This is a genomic window from Pseudomonas mediterranea CFBP 5447 (assembly GCF_000774145.1).
In the GTDB taxonomy this organism is placed as follows: Bacteria; Pseudomonadota; Gammaproteobacteria; order Pseudomonadales; family Pseudomonadaceae; genus Aquipseudomonas; species Aquipseudomonas mediterranea.
The window spans coordinates 308,056-324,919 of sequence record NZ_KN322983.1 but is presented as its reverse complement, the minus strand read 5'-3'; the positions used below and the strand labels follow the sequence as shown (position 1 = coordinate 324,919).

At 63.1% G+C, this 16,864-nt stretch carries 18 protein-coding genes; 3 read left to right on the top strand and 15 right to left on the bottom strand.

All coding sequences use genetic code 11. The annotated features are described in order from the left end of the window. Window positions 1-27: 27 nt before the first annotated feature. Both N005_RS06940 and N005_RS28060 read right to left on the bottom strand, forming a co-directional pair. Window positions 28-1,416, bottom strand: coding sequence for a DNA recombination protein RmuC (locus N005_RS06940; protein ID WP_162843636.1), 1,389 nt, complete (start codon window positions 1,414-1,416; stop codon window positions 28-30). Between the two features lie 175 nt (window positions 1,417-1,591). Continuing rightward, window positions 1,592-1,915 carry an SEL1-like repeat protein gene (locus N005_RS28060; protein WP_081993228.1) on the bottom strand — a complete coding sequence of 108 codons (324 nt, stop codon included), beginning with the start codon at window positions 1,913-1,915 and terminating at the stop codon, window positions 1,592-1,594. A 909-nt stretch (window positions 1,916-2,824) separates the two neighbouring features. Here N005_RS28060 and N005_RS06930 point away from each other — a divergent pair. From N005_RS06930 to N005_RS06920, 3 genes are all read left to right on the top strand, one after another. Then, window positions 2,825-3,049 carry a hypothetical protein gene (locus tag N005_RS06930; protein WP_008051046.1) on the top strand — a complete coding sequence of 75 codons (225 nt, stop codon included), beginning with the start codon at window positions 2,825-2,827 and terminating at the stop codon, window positions 3,047-3,049. A gap of 276 nt (window positions 3,050-3,325) precedes the next feature. Beyond that, window positions 3,326-3,808 carry a hypothetical protein gene (locus N005_RS06925; protein WP_047700519.1) on the top strand — a complete coding sequence of 161 codons (483 nt, stop codon included), beginning with the start codon at window positions 3,326-3,328 and terminating at the stop codon, window positions 3,806-3,808. 145 nt (window positions 3,809-3,953) lie between these two features. Beyond that, window positions 3,954-5,228 (top strand): OmpP1/FadL family transporter, encoded by a 1,275-nt coding sequence (locus N005_RS06920; protein ID WP_047700518.1) that lies wholly within the window; start codon window positions 3,954-3,956, stop codon window positions 5,226-5,228. 88 nt (window positions 5,229-5,316) lie between these two features. Here N005_RS06920 and N005_RS06915 read toward each other — a convergent pair whose 3' ends face one another. The 13 genes from N005_RS06915 to cobO all read right to left on the bottom strand — a co-directional run bounded on the left by N005_RS06915 (window position 5,317) and on the right by cobO (window position 16,819). Next, a complete protein-coding gene (locus tag N005_RS06915; protein ID WP_047700517.1) occupies window positions 5,317-5,868 on the bottom strand; it encodes a glutathione peroxidase in 552 nt (183 codons plus the stop codon). Between the two features lie 182 nt (window positions 5,869-6,050). After that, on the bottom strand, window positions 6,051-7,250 hold the full coding sequence (locus tag N005_RS06910; RefSeq protein WP_408003365.1) for an MFS transporter: 1,200 nt from the start codon (window positions 7,248-7,250) through the stop codon (window positions 6,051-6,053). A gap of 61 nt (window positions 7,251-7,311) precedes the next feature. After that, the gene (locus N005_RS06905) at window positions 7,312-7,716 is read right to left on the bottom strand and encodes a MarR family winged helix-turn-helix transcriptional regulator (RefSeq protein WP_047700515.1); all 405 of its coding nucleotides are present in this window, start codon (window positions 7,714-7,716) and stop codon (window positions 7,312-7,314) included. 94 nt (window positions 7,717-7,810) lie between these two features. Then, window positions 7,811-8,542 carry an adenosylcobinamide-GDP ribazoletransferase gene (locus tag N005_RS06900; protein ID WP_047700514.1) on the bottom strand — a complete coding sequence of 244 codons (732 nt, stop codon included), beginning with the start codon at window positions 8,540-8,542 and terminating at the stop codon, window positions 7,811-7,813. Window positions 8,543-8,544: 2 nt separating this feature from the next. Next, a complete protein-coding gene (gene cobC / locus N005_RS06895) occupies window positions 8,545-9,120 on the bottom strand; it encodes an alpha-ribazole phosphatase family protein (protein ID WP_047700513.1) in 576 nt (191 codons plus the stop codon). Continuing rightward, window positions 9,117-10,172 (bottom strand): nicotinate-nucleotide--dimethylbenzimidazole phosphoribosyltransferase, encoded by a 1,056-nt coding sequence (gene cobT / locus N005_RS06890; protein WP_047700512.1) that lies wholly within the window; start codon window positions 10,170-10,172, stop codon window positions 9,117-9,119. The genes cobC and cobT overlap by 4 nt, the downstream gene beginning before the upstream one ends. Then, complete coding sequence (cobU, locus tag N005_RS06885) at window positions 10,169-10,690, bottom strand: bifunctional adenosylcobinamide kinase/adenosylcobinamide-phosphate guanylyltransferase (RefSeq protein ID WP_047700511.1); 522 nt, start codon at window positions 10,688-10,690, stop codon at window positions 10,169-10,171. Before cobU ends, cobT begins: the two co-directional genes overlap by 4 nt. A 120-nt stretch (window positions 10,691-10,810) precedes the next feature. Then, the gene (locus N005_RS06880) at window positions 10,811-12,262 is read right to left on the bottom strand and encodes a cobyric acid synthase (protein WP_047700510.1); all 1,452 of its coding nucleotides are present in this window, start codon (window positions 12,260-12,262) and stop codon (window positions 10,811-10,813) included. Beyond that, a complete protein-coding gene (gene cobD, locus N005_RS06875; protein ID WP_047700509.1) occupies window positions 12,259-13,251 on the bottom strand; it encodes a threonine-phosphate decarboxylase CobD in 993 nt (330 codons plus the stop codon). Before cobD ends, N005_RS06880 begins: the two co-directional genes overlap by 4 nt. Next, complete coding sequence (gene cbiB / locus N005_RS06870; RefSeq protein WP_047700508.1) at window positions 13,244-14,152, bottom strand: adenosylcobinamide-phosphate synthase CbiB; 909 nt, start codon at window positions 14,150-14,152, stop codon at window positions 13,244-13,246. Before cbiB ends, cobD begins: the two co-directional genes overlap by 8 nt. After that, entirely contained in the window at window positions 14,149-14,799 is a 651-nt protein-coding gene (gene bluB, locus N005_RS06865) for a 5,6-dimethylbenzimidazole synthase (protein WP_047700507.1), read from the bottom strand. Before bluB ends, cbiB begins: the two co-directional genes overlap by 4 nt. Next, window positions 14,796-16,196, bottom strand: coding sequence for a cobyrinic acid a,c-diamide synthase CobB (locus tag N005_RS06860; RefSeq protein ID WP_047700506.1), 1,401 nt, complete (start codon window positions 16,194-16,196; stop codon window positions 14,796-14,798). Before N005_RS06860 ends, bluB begins: the two co-directional genes overlap by 4 nt. Then, window positions 16,193-16,819 carry a cob(I)yrinic acid a,c-diamide adenosyltransferase gene (cobO, locus tag N005_RS06855; protein WP_047700505.1) on the bottom strand — a complete coding sequence of 209 codons (627 nt, stop codon included), beginning with the start codon at window positions 16,817-16,819 and terminating at the stop codon, window positions 16,193-16,195. Before cobO ends, N005_RS06860 begins: the two co-directional genes overlap by 4 nt. Window positions 16,820-16,864: the final 45 nt, after the last annotated feature.

Here is a 16,864-nt window from a genome sequence, read left to right as displayed (position 1 = left end):
AATCACGGGGCTTGCATTAGTGCCTGATCAAGCGTCGGGTTTAGCATCGACTTCTTCCGCCAACTCGGGCAGCCCATCCTCATCGGTCATCGCCCGCTCAAGCAGTTCACCCGGTAACCGCTTGCTCGCCCGGGCGCCGAGCAGCTTGAGTTGCTCGGTGCGACTGACCAGGTTGCCGCGCCCTTCTGTCAGCTTGTTGCGAGCGGCACTGTAGGCCTTGTCCAGTTGTTGCAGGCGGTTGCCGATTTCGTCCAGGTCCTGGATGAACAGCACGAACTTGTCGTACAGCCAACCGGCCCGCTCGGCGATCTCCCGGGCGTTCTGGCTCTGGCGCTCCTGCTTCCACAAGCTGTCGATCACCCGCAGCGTCGCCAGCAACGTGGTCGGGCTGACGATCACGATATTGCGATCGAAGGCTTCCTGGAACAGGTTCGGCTCGGCTTGCAGGGCAGCGGAAAACGCCGCTTCGATCGGCACGAACAGCAGCACGAAATCCAGGCTGTGCAAACCGTCCAGGCGTTTGTAGTCCTTGCCGGCGAGTCCTTTGACATGGGCCCGCAGCGACACGATGTGTTGCTTGAGGGCTAACTGGCCGATGGCGTCATCTTCAGCGGCCACGAACTGCTGATAGGCGGTGAGACTGACCTTGGAATCGACCACCACCTGCTTGTCGCCGGGCAGGTAGATCAACACGTCGGGCTGGAACCGCTCGCCGTCCGGGCCCTTGAGGCTGACCTGGGTCTGATACTCACGGCCCTTCTCCAGGCCCGCGTGCTCGAGCACCCGCTCGAGAATCAACTCGCCCCAGTTGCCCTGGGTCTTCTGGCCCTTGAGCGCACGAGTCAGGTTGGTGGCTTCATCGCTCAGGCGCAGGTTCAGCTGTTGCAGGCGCTCCAGCTCCTTGCCCAGGGAAAAACGCTCCCGGGCTTCGGCCTGATAGCTTTCTTCGACGCGTTTTTCGAAAGACTGGATGCGCTCTTTCAACGGATCGAGCAACTGCCCGAGGCGCTGCTGGCTGGTTTCGGCGAAGCGTTGCTCGCGTTCATCGAAGATTTTTCCGGCCAGCTCGGCGAACTGAGCCCGCAATGCGTCCCGCGAACCTTGCAGGTCATCCAGGCGTTGCTGATGGTTTTCCTGTTGCTCGCGCAATTCGGCATGCAGCGACGCCGCCTGGGCATCGAGCCGCCGCAGTTCCGCCTCTTTACCAGCACGTTCCAGGTTCCAGGCATGGGCCGCATCCCGGGCATTATCACGCTCGATCTGCAACAGTTCGACCTCCCGGCAGGCCGCCGCGAGTTCGGCTTGCTTGGCCCCATTGGCCTGGCTCAGGTCGCTGATTTCGTCGCGGCAGGCATCGAGCTGGGCGTTCAGGCCATCATGGGCCAAGTGCGCAGTGGCCAGGCGCTCTTCCAGCAGCGCCACTTCGGTTTGCGCGGCACTGGCCTGGCGTTGCAGGTGCCAGGCCAGCGCGAGCAACGGCACCGCGGCGCCTGCCAGGCCCAACAACAGGCTGGTCAAATCCATAGCCATGACAAATCCTGCCGATCAGATAAAGCCCGAAGGTTAACCAAGCCGCTGGGGGTTGCCCAGCTCAGTCTTCTATTTCAAGCAGCGCCTGCCGGGCCCGCTGGTCCCCGGCGCGGGCAGCCTGGCGCAGCAGGTCCTGGCCGATGCGTCGGTCCCGGGCGTTACCGCATTCACGGCACATCAACTGGCCAAGGCGACTTTGCGCAGCGACGACACCTTCGCGAGCCGGTTGCTTGAGTAGCCGGCCGGCCAGGTGCTTGATACCAGGGCTTTCTCCCAGACGTGGGCTGTCGAGCAACCACTCGGCAACGCGCATCGACATGCGCTTGGGCGGGGTAACACCAGGGGGTGTGGAAGTAACAGGATTTGATACTGAGCGAAACTTCATAACGCACTATGGGGCAGATCGAAAGGCGCGCCACTCTACTCCTTTTTTCTTGTGGGTAAAGCCGAAAAAAACCGGCACGCCCGTGCTAGAGCAAGTGCTTGGGACAATCCACAGAAGCTGTGGATAACTCAGTGGACAACCCCCCCTGAAGGGGTCGAAAGCCCTATGGGACGGGGCCTGCGCTCAAACTGACGATTTTTTCACCAGTAAAAAAAAGCGATGTTTTTCATTGACTTAAATTTTGGATACAGGCACCCACCCTGGATTGGTGCGACATGACAGTTCGGTGACAAACACCCCGAGGAGTGTGCACAAGTAACACCCAAACCGGTTATATCGCTGCGCTTTCCTGATGCATTTTAGCGGTAAGCCTGGGGATAACCCGACTCAACGGCACAGCGCTCCAGCCCCGCCCTTCCGACCAAACGCAGCGGATCTGGATATTTTTTGAACAACCCGCTTCCCTTATGCCGCTCGATCCGTTAACATCCGCGCCGTTAGTACCAAGCTGAAAGTCAATTCCGGGTCGAACACATCTCCACGGTCAGCCATCCCCAAGGGACGCCTCACCGATAAAAGAGACCGACCCCCTCGATGGTTTCCAGGTAAATCTTGCGTGACACAGCCTTTGACTGAATACAAAGGGTGCTGCCAAGTTGATTACTCTGACCGAACCAACCTGCAAAATTGATCAGGATCTTCACCCCGGGCCCAGAACCTTTGCCCTTGCTGTGTCGCCTGCCCTCCTAAGTACCTACCTGCCAGCCCAAGCGCGCACTTTCATATAGCGCTCGAACTGGCTGCTTTGTTCCAGTCGGGTTCTTCGTTCGACCAATGGTGGTCGACGTTACTGGAACGTTTTAACGTTGCACGGTTCTTAACCGTGTCATTTGTAGGAACACCCATAACATGTCGACTCAAATCCAGACACAGGATGCCATCCGCACCCTAACCAACGCTTTTGCTCCAATGAACTGCCTGATCATGGCCGCTCGCAAAGGCTGCTTCAGCTTCACGCTGGTCAACGAACACGGCATCGCCCGTCACAGCGAACGCCTGTACCCCGATCAGTACTCCAGCGCAGAACCGCTGCAGGCCGTGATCGAGCGTACCCGTCAGGCACTGGTTGCCTGAGACGCCCGAAGCGCTGAAAACCCAAAGGCCCCGCCCGAAAAGCGGGGCTTTTTATTGCCTGAAACTTCTCGATAAAGCGAAGCGGCTTAAGCACCAACGGATATAACAGTTATAACCGCTCGCGGAAGATGTTTTAAAAACAGACCTTTACAACGGAAATATCACACTACACTTCAAGTCAAGCGGCATGATCCGCTGCCGGCGGAGCCTGGACCGATCCACCGCTGCCAAGCCCCACTCCTCCAGGCTCCGCCCTTCTTACGCTTCGAGGGTGTTATGGGTATCGCTGCCAGCGAACTGTGTCGATATGTGATCCGCCCGACGCTCCTGTACCTGGGGCGTCACAGCGCAACGGCGGAATCCTTGCTGTTGGGCATTGCCGCCAGCCAGTCCGGCCTGGGCTCAGCCCTGCACGACCGTCGCGGCCATGGCCTGTATCGCATTACCGAATGCCGTCATCAAGCACTCTGGGATCATTACCTGGCACTGGATCCAGAGCGCGCCAGCCTTGTGCGCGGCCTGGCCAGCCAACATGCCTTTCTCAGCGGTCCGCACCTGGAACTGACCGTCAACCTGCGCTACGCCACTGCCATCGCCTGGCTGCTGGTGGAGGAACAGAACATCCCGCTTCCCGACGCCGACGATCTGCTGGGCATGGCCCGGATCTGGCGCCAGACGTTTCACCCCCAAGGGCGCCTGCGGGACTTCACCTGCGCCTGGCAACACTGTGTTTCATCGCTGAACCAGGTCGCGTGCTGAAGAGGATGTTTGGAAACTTCCTACAACGGTCGCGAATTTGGTCGGATTGTCCTACAAAACCGCTCTAACTCACGCAACACAGGCTATAGCGCTTGAACGAAAATGTTGGTAATTTTCGCCTCGGTGACCACACGGAGTTCTAACAATGAAAAAAATGATGCTCAAAACCACCCTTGGCCTCGCCGTAACTTTGGCCTCCTCGCAGTTGTTCGCCAGTGGTTTTGCCCTGAACGAACAGAGTATCAGTGGCATGGGCACTGGTTTCGCGGGTCGTTCCTCTTCTGCCGATGATGCAAGTACCGTGTTTGGCAACCCTGCCGGCATGTCGCGTCTCAAGCGCCAGCAAGTGACGGGTGGCTTCGCCGCCATTGACGCCTCTACTGACATCAACGATGCCAGCGGTACCCAGTCCGGTACCAACAAGGGCGACATGGTTCCGTTCACTGGGGTTCCGATGGGCTATTACGTCAAGCCTATTGATGATCAGTGGGCTTTTGGCTTGGGTGTCTATGCCCCTTTCGGCCTGATCACCGATTATGAAAGCAATTTCCAAGGTCGTAACTTCGGCAGCAAGAGCGAAGTGAAGGTCGTGACCTTCCAGCCAACCATCAGCTATGCCTTCAACGACAAGGTTTCGATTGGTTTCGGTCCGACGATCAACCGTATTTCCGGTCAGTTGGAGTCGGCGCTGGACGTACCAGGCTTACCCGGCAATGGCAACGTTAAGATCAAGGGTGACGACATTGGCTACGGCTACAATATCGGTCTGCTGGTTCAGGCGACCGACACCACCCGCGTCGGCCTGACCTACCACTCCAAAGTCAAGTACAAACTCGACGGCCACACCGAGGTAACTCCTGGCGCAGGTACGCCACCCGTGGCTTTGGCTGCTGGGCGTTACGACGCGTCGCTGGATATCACCACGCCTGAGTCGGTGGACTTTTCGGTGACCCAGGACATCAACGATGCCTGGAAGGTCTATGCTGGTAGCACTTGGACTCGCTGGAGCCGCCTGAAAGACATCACCGTGAACAACGATATTACCGGCGGCGGTGGCTTGAACCCACTCCTTTTCGGCACCATCACCGAAGAACAGAACTGGCACGACACCTGGGCCTACGCCATCGGCACCTCCTACCAGCTGAACAAGCAGTGGGTACTGCGCACCGGCCTGAGCTTCGACCAGTCGCCCGCCAACAACACAGACCGCTCGCCACGCATCCCAACCGGCGACCGGACCATCTTCAGCCTGGGTGCCGGCTGGAGTCCGACCGACGACCTGACCATCGACGTTGCCTATTCCTACCTCAAGGAGGAGAAGGTCAACGTCAACCGTACCAATGCATTGGGCCAGGCCTATAGCGCTGAATACGAAAACAGCGCAAACGGCTTCGGTGTTGGCGCAACCTACCGCTTCTGATGATCCACGGCGAGCCTGAACCCCTCGCCATCCGAAGCGAAAAAGCCCCGCACTCTGCAAAGAGCCGGGGCTTTTTCGTGGCCAGCGATCAGGGTTTAGACGCGATGGCTGCCTCCACCGCCTTGATGAACTCAGGATCGTCAGGTTTGATCCGACTGGAGAAACTGGCAACAACCTTACCCTGCCGATCCACCACGTACTTATAGAAATTCCATTTCGGCGCGCCGGACTGTTCGGCCAAATGCTTGAACAATGGTATGGCGTCGGCACCGCGTACCGGTTGCGGTTCGGTCATGGTGAAGGTCACGCCATAGTTGACGTAACAGACCTTGGCCGTCTCGGCACCGTCCTTGGACTCCTGCTTGAAGTCGTTGGACGGCACGCCCAGCACTTGCAGCCCTTGGTCCTTGTAGCGCTGGTTCAGTGCTTCGAGGCCTTTGAACTGGGGCGCGAAGCCGCAGAAGCTGGCGGTGTTGACCACCACCAGCGGTTTGCCGGCGAAGCGCTGACACAGGTCGATGGTTTCCTTGGCTCGCAGCTTGGGCAACGCCCCTTCCAGCAACGGTGGGCAGTCGGAGGCCCATGCTTGCCCGGTCACAACCAGCAGCAGGGTGGGAATAGCTAACCAGCGCATCAGCATGTAGGCACTTCCTTGAAGACATGTCAGACCACGACGTTACTCGTCATGACCAGATGCGTCCACCGCTCAGCAGTTGCCCATGCCCAGTTGCATCAAGGCCAACCCGCCCTGATGCCAGCCCCACCAGGCAAACGCCAGCAGCAGGACCGCGCCGGCCACGATCAACCAGGGGCCGACGCGACTCATGCCGCACCGGCCTGAATTTGCAGGCGCGCCACCGGACGCTCGCGCACCGGCCAGTTCAGCGCCGCCGCCAGCAAGCTGAGCAAGACAGCGACTTGCCAGATCAGGTCGTAGCTGCCGGTGCGGTCATACACCACCCCGCCCAGCCAGCCGCCCAGGAACGATCCCAACTGGTGGAACAGGAACACGATCCCACCCAGCATCGAGAGATTTCGCACACCGAACAGGGTGGCTACGGTGCCGTTGGTCAAGGGCACGGTGGAGAGCCACAGGAATCCCATCGCCATGCCGAACGCGTAGGCCGTGGTGGTGGTGACCGGCAGCCACAGGAACAGGCTGATCACCACCGCCCGCGCCAGGTACAACCCTGTCAGCAGCCGCGGCTTGGACATGCGCCCGCCGAGCCAGCCGGCGGTGTAGGTGCCGAAGATATTGAACAGCCCGACCAGGGCCAGCACGGTGGTGCCGACGCTGGCCGCCAGGTGTTGGTCCACCAGGTAGGCCGGCAGGTGCACGCCGATGAACACCACCTGGAAACCGCAGACGAAAAAGCCGAACGCCAGCAACCAGAACCCGGAATGATTGCACGCTTCGCGCAGCGCTTCGGACAAAGTCTGCTCATGACCGGCCAAGGGCGTCGGCGTGTCCTTGAGCATGCGCACCAGCGGCACGATCAGCGCCACCAGCAGCCCCAGGGCCAGCAGCGCAGCGGACCAGCCGAGCCAGCCGATCAAACCCAGGGTGCCCGGCAACATCGCGAACTGGCCGAAGGAACCGGCGGCACTGGCAATGCCCATGCCCAGGCTGCGTTTTTCCGCCGGTACGGCCCGACCGACCACCCCGAGGATCACCGAGAAAGACGTACCGGACAGACCGATACCGATCAGCAGCCCTGCACTCAATGACAGCGACCAGGCGGAATCCGACAACCCCATGAACACCAGGCCCACGGCGTAGAGCACACCGCCGATCAGCACCACTTTCGCCGCACCGAAGCGATCAGCCAACGCCCCGGTAAACGGCTGCGCCAGGCCCCAGATCAGGTTCTGCAGGGCGATGGCGAAGGCGAACACCTCACGCCCCCAGCCGAACTCGGTGCTCATGGGGGCCAGGAACAACCCAAAACCATGCCGCACACCCAGGGACAACGCCAGGATCAGCGCACTGCCCACAAGGACCCAACCACAGGTACGCCACATCGATGCCATTTTTATTCTCCGCTCGCGGGTATATACCCGCTTAATATCGAACGAACCGGCTTTACGCCAGTTCGTCCAGCAAGGCCAGCAGTGCCGTGCGCTTCTCGGCGCCCAGTTTATCGATCAATCGTTGTTGCGCCGCTTCCCAGGCGGGCAACGCCGCCGCCAGTCGGTCGCGTCCGGCTTGCGTCAGGACGACGATGCGGTTGCGCATGTCTTCACCCTCGGCAAGCGCTACCAACCCCTCGCCCTCCAGGACCCGAAGATTGCGCCCCAGGGTGCTGCGGTCCAGGCCCATGGCCTCGGCCAGGGACGAAATACTCGGCTGATCCAGGCGCGCCAGGTTGTTCAGCAAGGAATACTGGGCAACGTTGATCCCGAAGCCATCGAGAGCGCCGTCGTAATACCTGCTGACGCCTCGAGCGGCGCGACGCAGGTTGATGCACAGACATTGGGAAGGAAGCATGATGCGTGTATATACCCGTTAACTGGATGAATGCAAATTTAAATGTATCGCTTGATGAGGAAAACCTGTGGCAGCAAATTGTGGGAGCAAGGTGTCAGATCAATGCCATCCCCACCAACACTGCCATCTCAAGCAGCTCCAACAAGGCCCCCGCCGTGTCGCCGGTGCACCCACCCAGCCGACGCAACATCATCTGCCGCAATCCGATGAACACCACCGCGGCGATGATCAGCGCCCAGACCCCGGCCCATCCCGCCACCAGCACGCAGCCCAGCGCACAGGCCGACAAGACCTGCCACCCCGCAGGTCGCGGCAGATGATCGGCGAGTGCCTGGCCCAATCCGCCGGCACGCACATAAGGCGTGGTCAGGAACAGGCCCAGCAGCGCCGCACGCCCCAATACCGGCACGATGAGCAACACCAGGGCCTGCCCTTGTTCGAGCAGCGCCAGCAGCGCCGCGAATTTGAGCAGCAGCACCAACACCAAGGTGATCACCGCAATCGGGCCACTGCGCGGGTCTTTCATAATCAGCAGCGTACGTTCACGGTCGCCAAAACCACCGAGCCAGGCGTCCGCACTGTCAGCCAGGCCATCCAGGTGCAGGCCGCCACTGAGCAGCACCCAGGCCGTCAGCAGCAACGCGCCATGCAGCAGCAACGGCGTACCGGGCAGCAAGGTATTGAAGCCCCACAGCAACGCACCGAACAACAACCCCACCAGCGGATAGAACAGCAGCGACCGGCCAAGCTGCGCCGGCTCAGGCATGCCCAGCAGGCGAACCGGCAAGCTGCTGAGAAATTGCAGGGCGATCCAGAACGGCAGCATCTTCAGCTCATCTCCGTCAAGACCGGACCGGACGACACCCGCAGGGAGAACCGCGCCCCGTGGGTCACTTCAACGTTGAGCAATTGCTCCCGGGGCAGGCCTCGGGCCTGGGCCAGCAACAATTTCATCACGCCGCCATGGCTGACCAGCAACACCCGCTGCCCCGCGTAAGCCGCGTGCAGGCGCTCCACCGCCGCCAGGACCCGCGTCGAAAACGCTAGCACCGGCTCCCCGTCGGGGGGTGTAAAAGCATAAGGATCGGCCCAGAACCGGCCCAAAGCCTCGGCGTCGGTGTCCATCAACGCCGCGGCGCTGCGGCCCTCCCAGGCACCGAAATGCAGTTCCTGCAGATCCGCGTCCAGGTGCACCGGCAGATTGAGTCGGCTGCCGAGCTGCTCGGCAAAGCGCGCACATCGTTGCAGCGGCGAACTCACCAGTCGATCCCAAGGACCGTCCGTGGCTACGGCTGCATGCATCTGCTCCCAGCCCCTGGCCGTCAAGGCATCGTCGAGGCTGCCACGCAATCCGCCGCCCAGCTCGGTTTCGCCATGGCGCAGCAGGTCCAGGCGCAAGGTCATGCCGGGCGATCCGCCACGGCCGCTTCGGCAAACGTCGCCATTTGCCCGTGCAGGTCACAGGCCAGACGCAACAACGGCACCGCCAGCGCAGCGCCACTGCCCTCGCCCAGGCGCAGGCCCAGGTCGAGCAGCGGTTCGGCAGCGAGGGTTTCCAGGACGTAACGATGCCCCGGTTCGGCGCCGCGATGGCCGAACAACAGCCATGGCCGGCACCCGGGATTGAGGCGCACCGCCACCAATGCCGCGACGCTGCAGATAAAGCCGTCCACCAGCACCGCGACGCCCTGCTGCGCGCAGGCCAGGTACGCACCGACCAGCGCGGCGATTTCAAATCCACCCAGGTTGAACAGCGTCTGCAACGGATCGTTGCCCTGGGCGCGATGCAGCGTCAGGGCGCGTTCAATCACCTGGGCTTTGTGACTGACACCCGCCGCGTCCAATCCCGTACCCGGCCCGACCAGATGACCCACCGGGCAGTCGAGCAAGGCGCAGGCCAGGGCACTGGCCGCCGTGGTGTTGCCGATCCCCATCTCGCCGCCGATGAACAACTGCGCGCCACTGGCGATTGCGCGGGCGACACTGTCACGCCCGGCTTGCAAGGCCTGCTCGCCTTGGTCCACGGTCATCGCCGGGCCCTGGACAAAATTCGCCGTGCCGGGCCCGACGTGCAAATGCCGCACACCGGGCAGATCCAGCGACGGCGTCACGGTCCCCAGGTCCACGACCTCCAACCCGGCACTTAATTGCCGCGCCAGGACGCTGATGGCCGCGCCACCGCTGACGAAATTGAGCAGCATCTGTCCGGTGACTTCCTGGGGATAGGCCGACACGCCCTCCGCCACCACCCCGTGATCGCCGGCAAAAATCGCGATCCACAGTCGGTCCAGGCTTGGCTTGACCTGCCCTTGCAGGCCCGCCAGTTGCACTGCCACCGACTCGAGCCGTCCCAGGGAGCCGGCCGGCTTGGTCAGTTGTTGCTGACGGGCCGCGGCCTGTTCCAGGGCCTGGGCATCGAGGGGCTTGCACGGGTCCAGCCACCAGCGGTGATTCATAACGCAGTACCTTTGAGGGTCAGGGGCAGGCCGGCGACGGTCAGCACGACACGCTGACAACGCTCGGCCAGGGCTTGATGCAGCCAACCGGCTTCATCGACATAACGGCGAGTCAGCTCGCCCAGCGGCACGACACCCATGCCGGTCTCGTTGCTGACAAAAATGATTTCACCGGGCAGTGCGGCCACGCAGTCCAGCAGGGCGTCGCGCTCCTTGCCCAGTCGCGGGACGTCATCGAGCATCAGCAGGTTGGTCAGCCACAGGGTCAGGCAATCCACCAGCAGGCACTGTCCCGGTGCGGCGTTGTCCCGCAACACTTGGGCCAGGGCGAACGGCTCTTCCACCAAGGCCCATTCGGCCGGACGACGCGCGCGATGCAGGGCGACCCGCTGGTTCATCTCGCCGTCCAGGGGTTGGCTGGTGGCGATGTAGGTCACCGGCAAGCAAGTGTCCGCCGCGAGTTTTTCAGCCAGGCGACTCTTGCCGGAGCGGGCGCCGCCGAGGATCAGTTGGAGCATGGTGTATTACCTTTCAAATAGAAGGTGTTGCTGCCGGCCCCATCGCGAGCAGGCTCGCTCCCACATTGGTCCGGTGTTCACAATCCCCTGTGGGGGCGAGCCTGCTCGCAATAGGGCCACCTAGATCCCACAGAGCTCACGCAACAACCCGGTATCCAGGTGCTTCTCCACCAGATCCGCCAGCCGCTCGATGTCCCGCTCGCGCAAGCCGTGGTAATCCACCGTTTGCACGTCCGCCAGCCCGGCCCAACGCAACAAGGCACTGCTGGATTCGGGCGACTCGAACAGGCCGTGCAGGTAGGTGCCGACGATCTGTCCATCGAGGCTCCGGGCGCCGTCGCAGCGGCCGTCATCCAATTGCACCAAGGGCTGTTCCAGGGCCGGGCCGACGGTCACGCCGGCATGGATCTCATAGCCACTGACCTCGGCGTTCTCCAGGGTCAAACGGCCTCGGACATTACGCAACTGCTTCTCGTGCTCCAGGGTCGTTTCGAACGCCAGGAGCCCAAGCCCGGCGCTGGAGCCCGGCGCGCCTTCCAACCCCAGCGGATCGTGGACCTGTTGGCCGAGCATCTGCAAACCGCCGCAGATCCCCAGCAGCTTGCCGCCATAGCGCAGATGCCGCTGGATGGCCGCTTCCCAGCCGTGGGCCCGCAAATGGGCGAGGTCGCTACGCACGCTCTTCGAGCCCGGCAAGATGATCAGGTCGGCTGGCGGAATGGCCTGGCCGGGACCAATGAATTGCAAGTCGACCTGCGGGTGCAGGCGCAACGGATCGAAATCGGTGTGATTGCTGATACGCGGCAGCACCGGCACCACCACCTTGAGCACCTGCTCGGCCTTGTCGGCTTGACGCTGGTCCAGCCCGTCCTCGGCTTCCAGGTGCAGGTCCATTACGTACGGCAACACCCCCACCACCGGTTTGCCGGTGCGGGCTTCCAGCCAGTCCAGCCCCGGTTGCAGCAAGGCGATGTCGCCGCGAAAACGGTTGATGATGAAGCCCTTGACCCGCGCCTGCTCGCTGGGCGAAAGCAGCTCCAGGGTGCCCACCAGATGGGCGAATACCCCACCGCGATTGATGTCGGCGATCAGCAACACGGGGCAGTCCACCGCTTCGGCAAATCCCATGTTGGCGATGTCACCGGCCCGCAGGTTGATCTCGGCCGGCGACCCCGCGCCCTCCACCATCACCACCGGATACGCCGCGCTCAAGCGCGCGTGGGAAGCCAGCACGGCCTGCATCGCGATGGCCTTGTAATCGTGATAGGCCACGGCATTCATGGTGGTGACCGCGCGGCCATGGATGATGACCTGGGCCCCCGTGTCGCTGTTGGGCTTGAGCAGCACCGGGTTCATGTCGGTGTGCGGCTCGAGGCCGGCCGCCTGGGCCTGCACAGCCTGGGCGCGACCGATTTCGCCACCGTCGGTGGTCACCGCGCTGTTGAGGGCCATGTTCTGCGGCTTGAACGGCACCACACTCACGCCCTGGCGCCTGACCCAGCGGCACAGGGCCGTGACCAGGGTACTTTTACCGGCATCGGACGTGGTGCCTTGCACCATCACTGTGGTCATTGGAAGTCCTCGGCGTAGGCCTCGAAAGCCTGTTCCAGGCGCAGGAATTCGGCATCGTCGGCAGGCAATCCGAAGCGCAGGCTGCTGGTGTTCGTGAACAGCCGCAGGAGAATGCCGCGATGGGCCATGAAGTCGTGAAGCATCTGGGCGTGTTCGGTGACCAGCCACTGGAACAACGCGCAACCACCCTGGGGCTTGAAGCCGTGACGGCCCAGCAGCAGCGCCAGGCGTTGGCTGGCAGCTTCACAGCGCTGTCGCTGACGGATGTGGGCGGCGGTGTCGAGTAAACAGGCTTGGCCCAGGACCCGGGTCGGCCCGCTGACCGCCCACGGCCCGACCTGTTCGGCGAGCAACCTGAGCAAATGTTGCTCGGCCAGGACAAATCCCAGGCGAACCCCGGCCAGGCCAAAGAACTTGCCGAAGGAACGCAGCACGATCAGCCCGACCTGATGGGCGTGGGCAGCCAGGCTCAGTTGCGGGGTGACATCCATGAAGGCCTCGTCCACCACCAGCCAGCCGCCACGCTGGGCCAGTCGGGCGTGCCAGTCCAGCAAACGCTCGGGGCTCAGGTTCAGGCCCGTGGGGTTGTTCGGGTTGACCACCACCAGCACGTCGAGGCTATCGAGGAAGAAATCCACTTCCGATTCCAGCACCTCACGCACGATGTAACCGTTGCGGCGCCAGGCTTCGGCGTGCTCGGCGTAACAGGGCGACAGGACACCGACCTTGCCGCTGCGACGCAGGCGCGGCAATAGCTGGATCGCCATCTGCGAACCGGCCACCGGCAGTACCTGGGCCGCCCCGTAATAAGTGCAGGCAGCCTGCTCCAGCCCGTCATCGGTTTCAGGCAGGCGTGCCCAGGCCCGCAAAGGAATCGCCGGAACATCGAACGGCCATGGCGCCAGGCCGCTGGACAGGTCGAGCCAATCCACCTCGGCAATGCCATATTCCCGGACCGCCTTGCGCAGGCGTCCGCCGTGCTCAAGCATAGAACTCAGCTCCCAGGCAGAGAATCAGCAACCACAACCATACGCCGCGCTGCACCAGTTGCCAGCCGCGATCAATGGAATCGGCACTCGCCGGCACGCCCTCGCCTAGCGGCGGACGCTGGTGCAGCTCCCCGTGATACACCGCTGCGCCCCCCAGCTCGACACCCAGCGCACCGGCACCGGCGGCCATGACCGGCCCGGCATTGGGGCTGTCCCAGGTCGGGCCCTGACTGCGCCAGCACTTGAGCGCCAGACGGGTTTTACCGAGCAGCGCGTAGGTCAACGCCACCAGCCGCGCCGGAATGTAGTTCAGCACATCGTCGATTTTTGCCGCTGCCCAGCCAAAGCGCTCGAAGCGCTCGTTGCGATAGCCCCACATGGCGTCAAGAGTATTGCTCAGGCGATACAACACCACACCGGGCGCTCCCGCCACGGCGAACCAGAGCAGCGCGGCGAATACCGCGTCGCTGCCGTTTTCCAGCACCGACTCGGTGGCTGCGCGGGCCACGGCGGTTTCGTCCAGCTCACGGGTTTCGCGGCTGACCAGATAGCCGACGCGGGTGCGGGCTTCCTCCAGATCGCCGCTGCGCAGCGCCCGGGCCACCGGCTCGACATGTTCGCCGAGGCTGCGCAGGCCGAGGGCGCAGTACAGCGCCAGGATATCCACCAGCCACCCCACCAGCGGCGCCCAGGACAGGGCCGTGGCGAGCAGGGTCAACGGCACCACCGCAATCACCCACGCCGTGACCCCATGGCTGCGCCAGCCGCGCCCGCCGGAATTGAAGCGTTGTTCGATGCGATCGGCAAAACGGCCGAACGCCACCAACGGATGCCAGCGCCGCGGCTCCCCCAGCAGTGCATCCAGCGCTACGGCGGCGGCACTGAGCAACGCGACACTCATGGGTTCACTCCCCAACGGTTTTCATAGAGCAGTTCATTGAGTGAACGCGGTTGTGCCCAGCCCTCCAGGGCGAGCATCGGTGCCGGATAAAAACTCTCCACCGGGCCGAGACAGAGTATCGCCAGGGGCTTGGCGCCCGCAGGCAGGCCCAGCAGATCGGCCAAAGCCTGGGGCTCGAACAGCGAAACCCAGCCCATCCCCAACCCTTCGGCGCGGGAAGCCAGCCACAGATTCTGGATCGCACAGGACAGCGAGGCGAGGTCCATTTCCGGCAAGGTCCGACGGCCGAAGATGTGCCGCTCGCGATCATCCATCAACGCCGCCACCAGCACTTCGGCGCAGTCATTGATGCCCTCGACCTTGAGCTTCATGAATTCATCGCTGCGTTCGCCCAGGGCCTCGGCGGTGCGAATGCGCTCCTGTTCCACCAATTGCTGGATGTCTGCGCGCAATGCGCGGTCGCTGATGCGGATGAACCGCCACGGTTGCATCAGGCCCACACTGGGCGCCTGGTGAGCGGCTTCCAGCAGGCGCCGCAGCAACTGGGGCTCAACCGTGCCGCCGATGAAGTGGCGCATATCGCGGCGCTCGGCGATGGCGCGGTAGATGGCGTCGCGTTCGGCCTGGGGAAATGCGTTGTCGGTCATGGCCTCTTCGCGAGCAGGCTCGCTCCCACAGAGAATTGTGAACACCCATCCAATGTGGGAGCGAGCCTGCTCGCGAAAGCGGCCTCAGGGTCCGGCGCAAGTAGCGCGGCAATCGCCCGCGGATTCGACGGAAAATAGAAATGCACATAGGAGGCCGTCATCCGCCCCTGCCGGAACACCGCCTCCGCACCACGTCCGCCGTTAGGGCTATGGCCACGGGCGATCGGCTCCAGGTCAGTGCTGGTCAGCGAATGATGGTAAGTGTGTCCGCGCAAAGTGCCTTCCGGCAGCTCCACCGATTGCAGCGCCAGGGCGGCCAGGCGTTTCTGCATCTGCGCATCTCCGGCAAGCAACCCGAGCAGCTCGGCGCGATTGCCCTCGACATCGGTCAGCGAATCCAGCAGATACAACATGCCACCGCACTCCGCCAGCAACGGCTTGCCGGCGTCATGATGCGCACGGATTGCCGCCAGCATCGGCGCATTCCGGGCCAGGGCCAGGTGATGCAGTTCAGGATAACCGCCGGGCAGGTACAGGCTGTCCGCCTCGGGCAGTTCGCGGTCATGGATCGGTGAGAAAAAGCGCAACTGCGCGCCCATGGCTCGCAGCAGATCGAGGCTCGCGCCATAGGTGAAGGCAAACGCTTCGTCCCGGGCCACGGCGATACGGACCCCGTCGAGCCACGGTTGCGCGACGCCTACCTCGGGCGCGGCGAATGTCACCGCTGGCGGAAGCGTCACTTCGCACGTGCCGGCCAGGGCCTCGGCTGCGGCATCGAGGCGCAGGTCCAGGTCGTTCAACTCGCTGGCCTGGACCAGCCCGAGGTGGCGGCTTGGCAGTTCGATGCCGGTTTCCCGGGACAGCGCGCCATACCAGCGCAGGCCTTCGGTGAGGCTGCCTTCAAGCAATTGCGCGTGACGGACAGTGCCAACCCGGTTGGCCAGCACGCCGGCGAACGGCAGGTCCGGTTGATAGCGCGCCAGCCCCAAGGCCAGGGCGCCGAAGGTCTGGGCCATGGCCGTACCGTCGATCACCGCCAGCACCGGCACGCCGAAATGCCGCGCCAGGTCGGCGCTGGACGGCGTGCCGTCGAACAATCCCATCACCCCTTCTATCAGGATCAGGTCCGCGTCGGCGGCCGCTTCCCACAACAGCCGTCGGCTTTCCTGCTCGCCGACCATCCACATGTCCAATTGATAGACCGGCGCGCCGCTGGCACGCTCCAGGATCATCGGATCGAGGAAATCAGGGCCGCATTTGAATACGCGCACCTTGCGCCCCTGGTTGCGATGCAACCGGGCCAGGGCAGCGGTGACCGTGGTCTTGCCCTGCCCCGACGCCGGGGCGGCAATCAGTACCGCCGGGCATTGACGGTCCGGGAACGAAGGGTCACTCACAGTTCGACGCCTTTCTGTGCCTTGATGCCGGCCTGGAAGGCGTGCTTGATCATGCCCATTTCGGTGACGGTGTCCGCCAGCTCGATCATTTCCGGCTTGGCGCCGCGACCGGTCACCACGACATGCTGCATGGGCGGACGCGCCTGCAGGTCGCTCAGGACCTGGTCGAGATCGAGGTAACCGTGCTTGAGGGCAATGTTCAGTTCGTCGAGCACCACCAGGCCAATGGACGGATCGCTCAACAGTTGGCGCGACACGGCCCAGGCTGCTTCGGCGGCCGCGATATCGCGCTGGCGATCCTGGGTTTCCCAGGTAAACCCTTCGCCCATGACGTGAAAGCGTACCTGCTCCGGGAAACGCCGGAAAAACAATTCCTCGCCGGTGCTGTTGCGGCCCTTGATGAACTGCACCACGCCACATTGCATCCCGTGACCCATGGCCCGGACCAGCATGCCGAACGCCGAACTGCTCTTGCCCTTGCCGTTGCCGGTCAGCACCAGCAGCAAGCCGCATTCGTTCGGGGCATTGGCGATACGCTCGTCGATCACGGCTTTCTTGCGCAGCATGCGCGCCAGGTGACGCTCGTCGCGGTCGGACACATCTGTATCAGGGGAGCCGGTCATGGGGAAGCCTCCGTTGGGACTGGATAACGGCAGGCGGGCACGGGA

What these genes read in the sequence shown, in the direction of transcription:
- N005_RS28060 (WP_081993228.1), bottom strand. Translation starts at nt 1,915, where the DNA reads ATGAAGTTTCGCTCAGTATCAAATCCTGTTACTTCCACACCCCCTGGT.
- N005_RS06930 (WP_008051046.1), top strand. Translation starts at nt 2,825, where the DNA reads ATGTCGACTCAAATCCAGACACAGGATGCCATCCGCACCCTAACCAAC.
- N005_RS06925 (WP_047700519.1), top strand. Translation starts at nt 3,326, where the DNA reads ATGGGTATCGCTGCCAGCGAACTGTGTCGATATGTGATCCGCCCGACG.
- N005_RS06920 (WP_047700518.1), top strand. Translation starts at nt 3,954, where the DNA reads ATGAAAAAAATGATGCTCAAAACCACCCTTGGCCTCGCCGTAACTTTG.
- N005_RS06915 (WP_047700517.1), bottom strand. Translation starts at nt 5,868, where the DNA reads ATGCTGATGCGCTGGTTAGCTATTCCCACCCTGCTGCTGGTTGTGACC.
- N005_RS06910 (WP_408003365.1), bottom strand. Translation starts at nt 7,250, where the DNA reads ATGTGGCGTACCTGTGGTTGGGTCCTTGTGGGCAGTGCGCTGATCCTG.
- N005_RS06905 (WP_047700515.1), bottom strand. Translation starts at nt 7,716, where the DNA reads ATGCTTCCTTCCCAATGTCTGTGCATCAACCTGCGTCGCGCCGCTCGA.
- N005_RS06900 (WP_047700514.1), bottom strand. Translation starts at nt 8,542, where the DNA reads ATGCTGCCGTTCTGGATCGCCCTGCAATTTCTCAGCAGCTTGCCGGTT.
- cobC (WP_047700513.1), bottom strand. Translation starts at nt 9,120, where the DNA reads ATGACCTTGCGCCTGGACCTGCTGCGCCATGGCGAAACCGAGCTGGGC.
- cobT (WP_047700512.1), bottom strand. Translation starts at nt 10,172, where the DNA reads ATGAATCACCGCTGGTGGCTGGACCCGTGCAAGCCCCTCGATGCCCAG.
- cobU (WP_047700511.1), bottom strand. Translation starts at nt 10,690, where the DNA reads ATGCTCCAACTGATCCTCGGCGGCGCCCGCTCCGGCAAGAGTCGCCTG.
- N005_RS06880 (WP_047700510.1), bottom strand. Translation starts at nt 12,262, where the DNA reads ATGACCACAGTGATGGTGCAAGGCACCACGTCCGATGCCGGTAAAAGT.
- cobD (WP_047700509.1), bottom strand. Translation starts at nt 13,251, where the DNA reads ATGCTTGAGCACGGCGGACGCCTGCGCAAGGCGGTCCGGGAATATGGC.
- cbiB (WP_047700508.1), bottom strand. Translation starts at nt 14,152, where the DNA reads ATGAGTGTCGCGTTGCTCAGTGCCGCCGCCGTAGCGCTGGATGCACTG.
- bluB (WP_047700507.1), bottom strand. Translation starts at nt 14,799, where the DNA reads ATGACCGACAACGCATTTCCCCAGGCCGAACGCGACGCCATCTACCGC.
- cobO (WP_047700505.1), bottom strand. Translation starts at nt 16,819, where the DNA reads ATGACCGGCTCCCCTGATACAGATGTGTCCGACCGCGACGAGCGTCAC.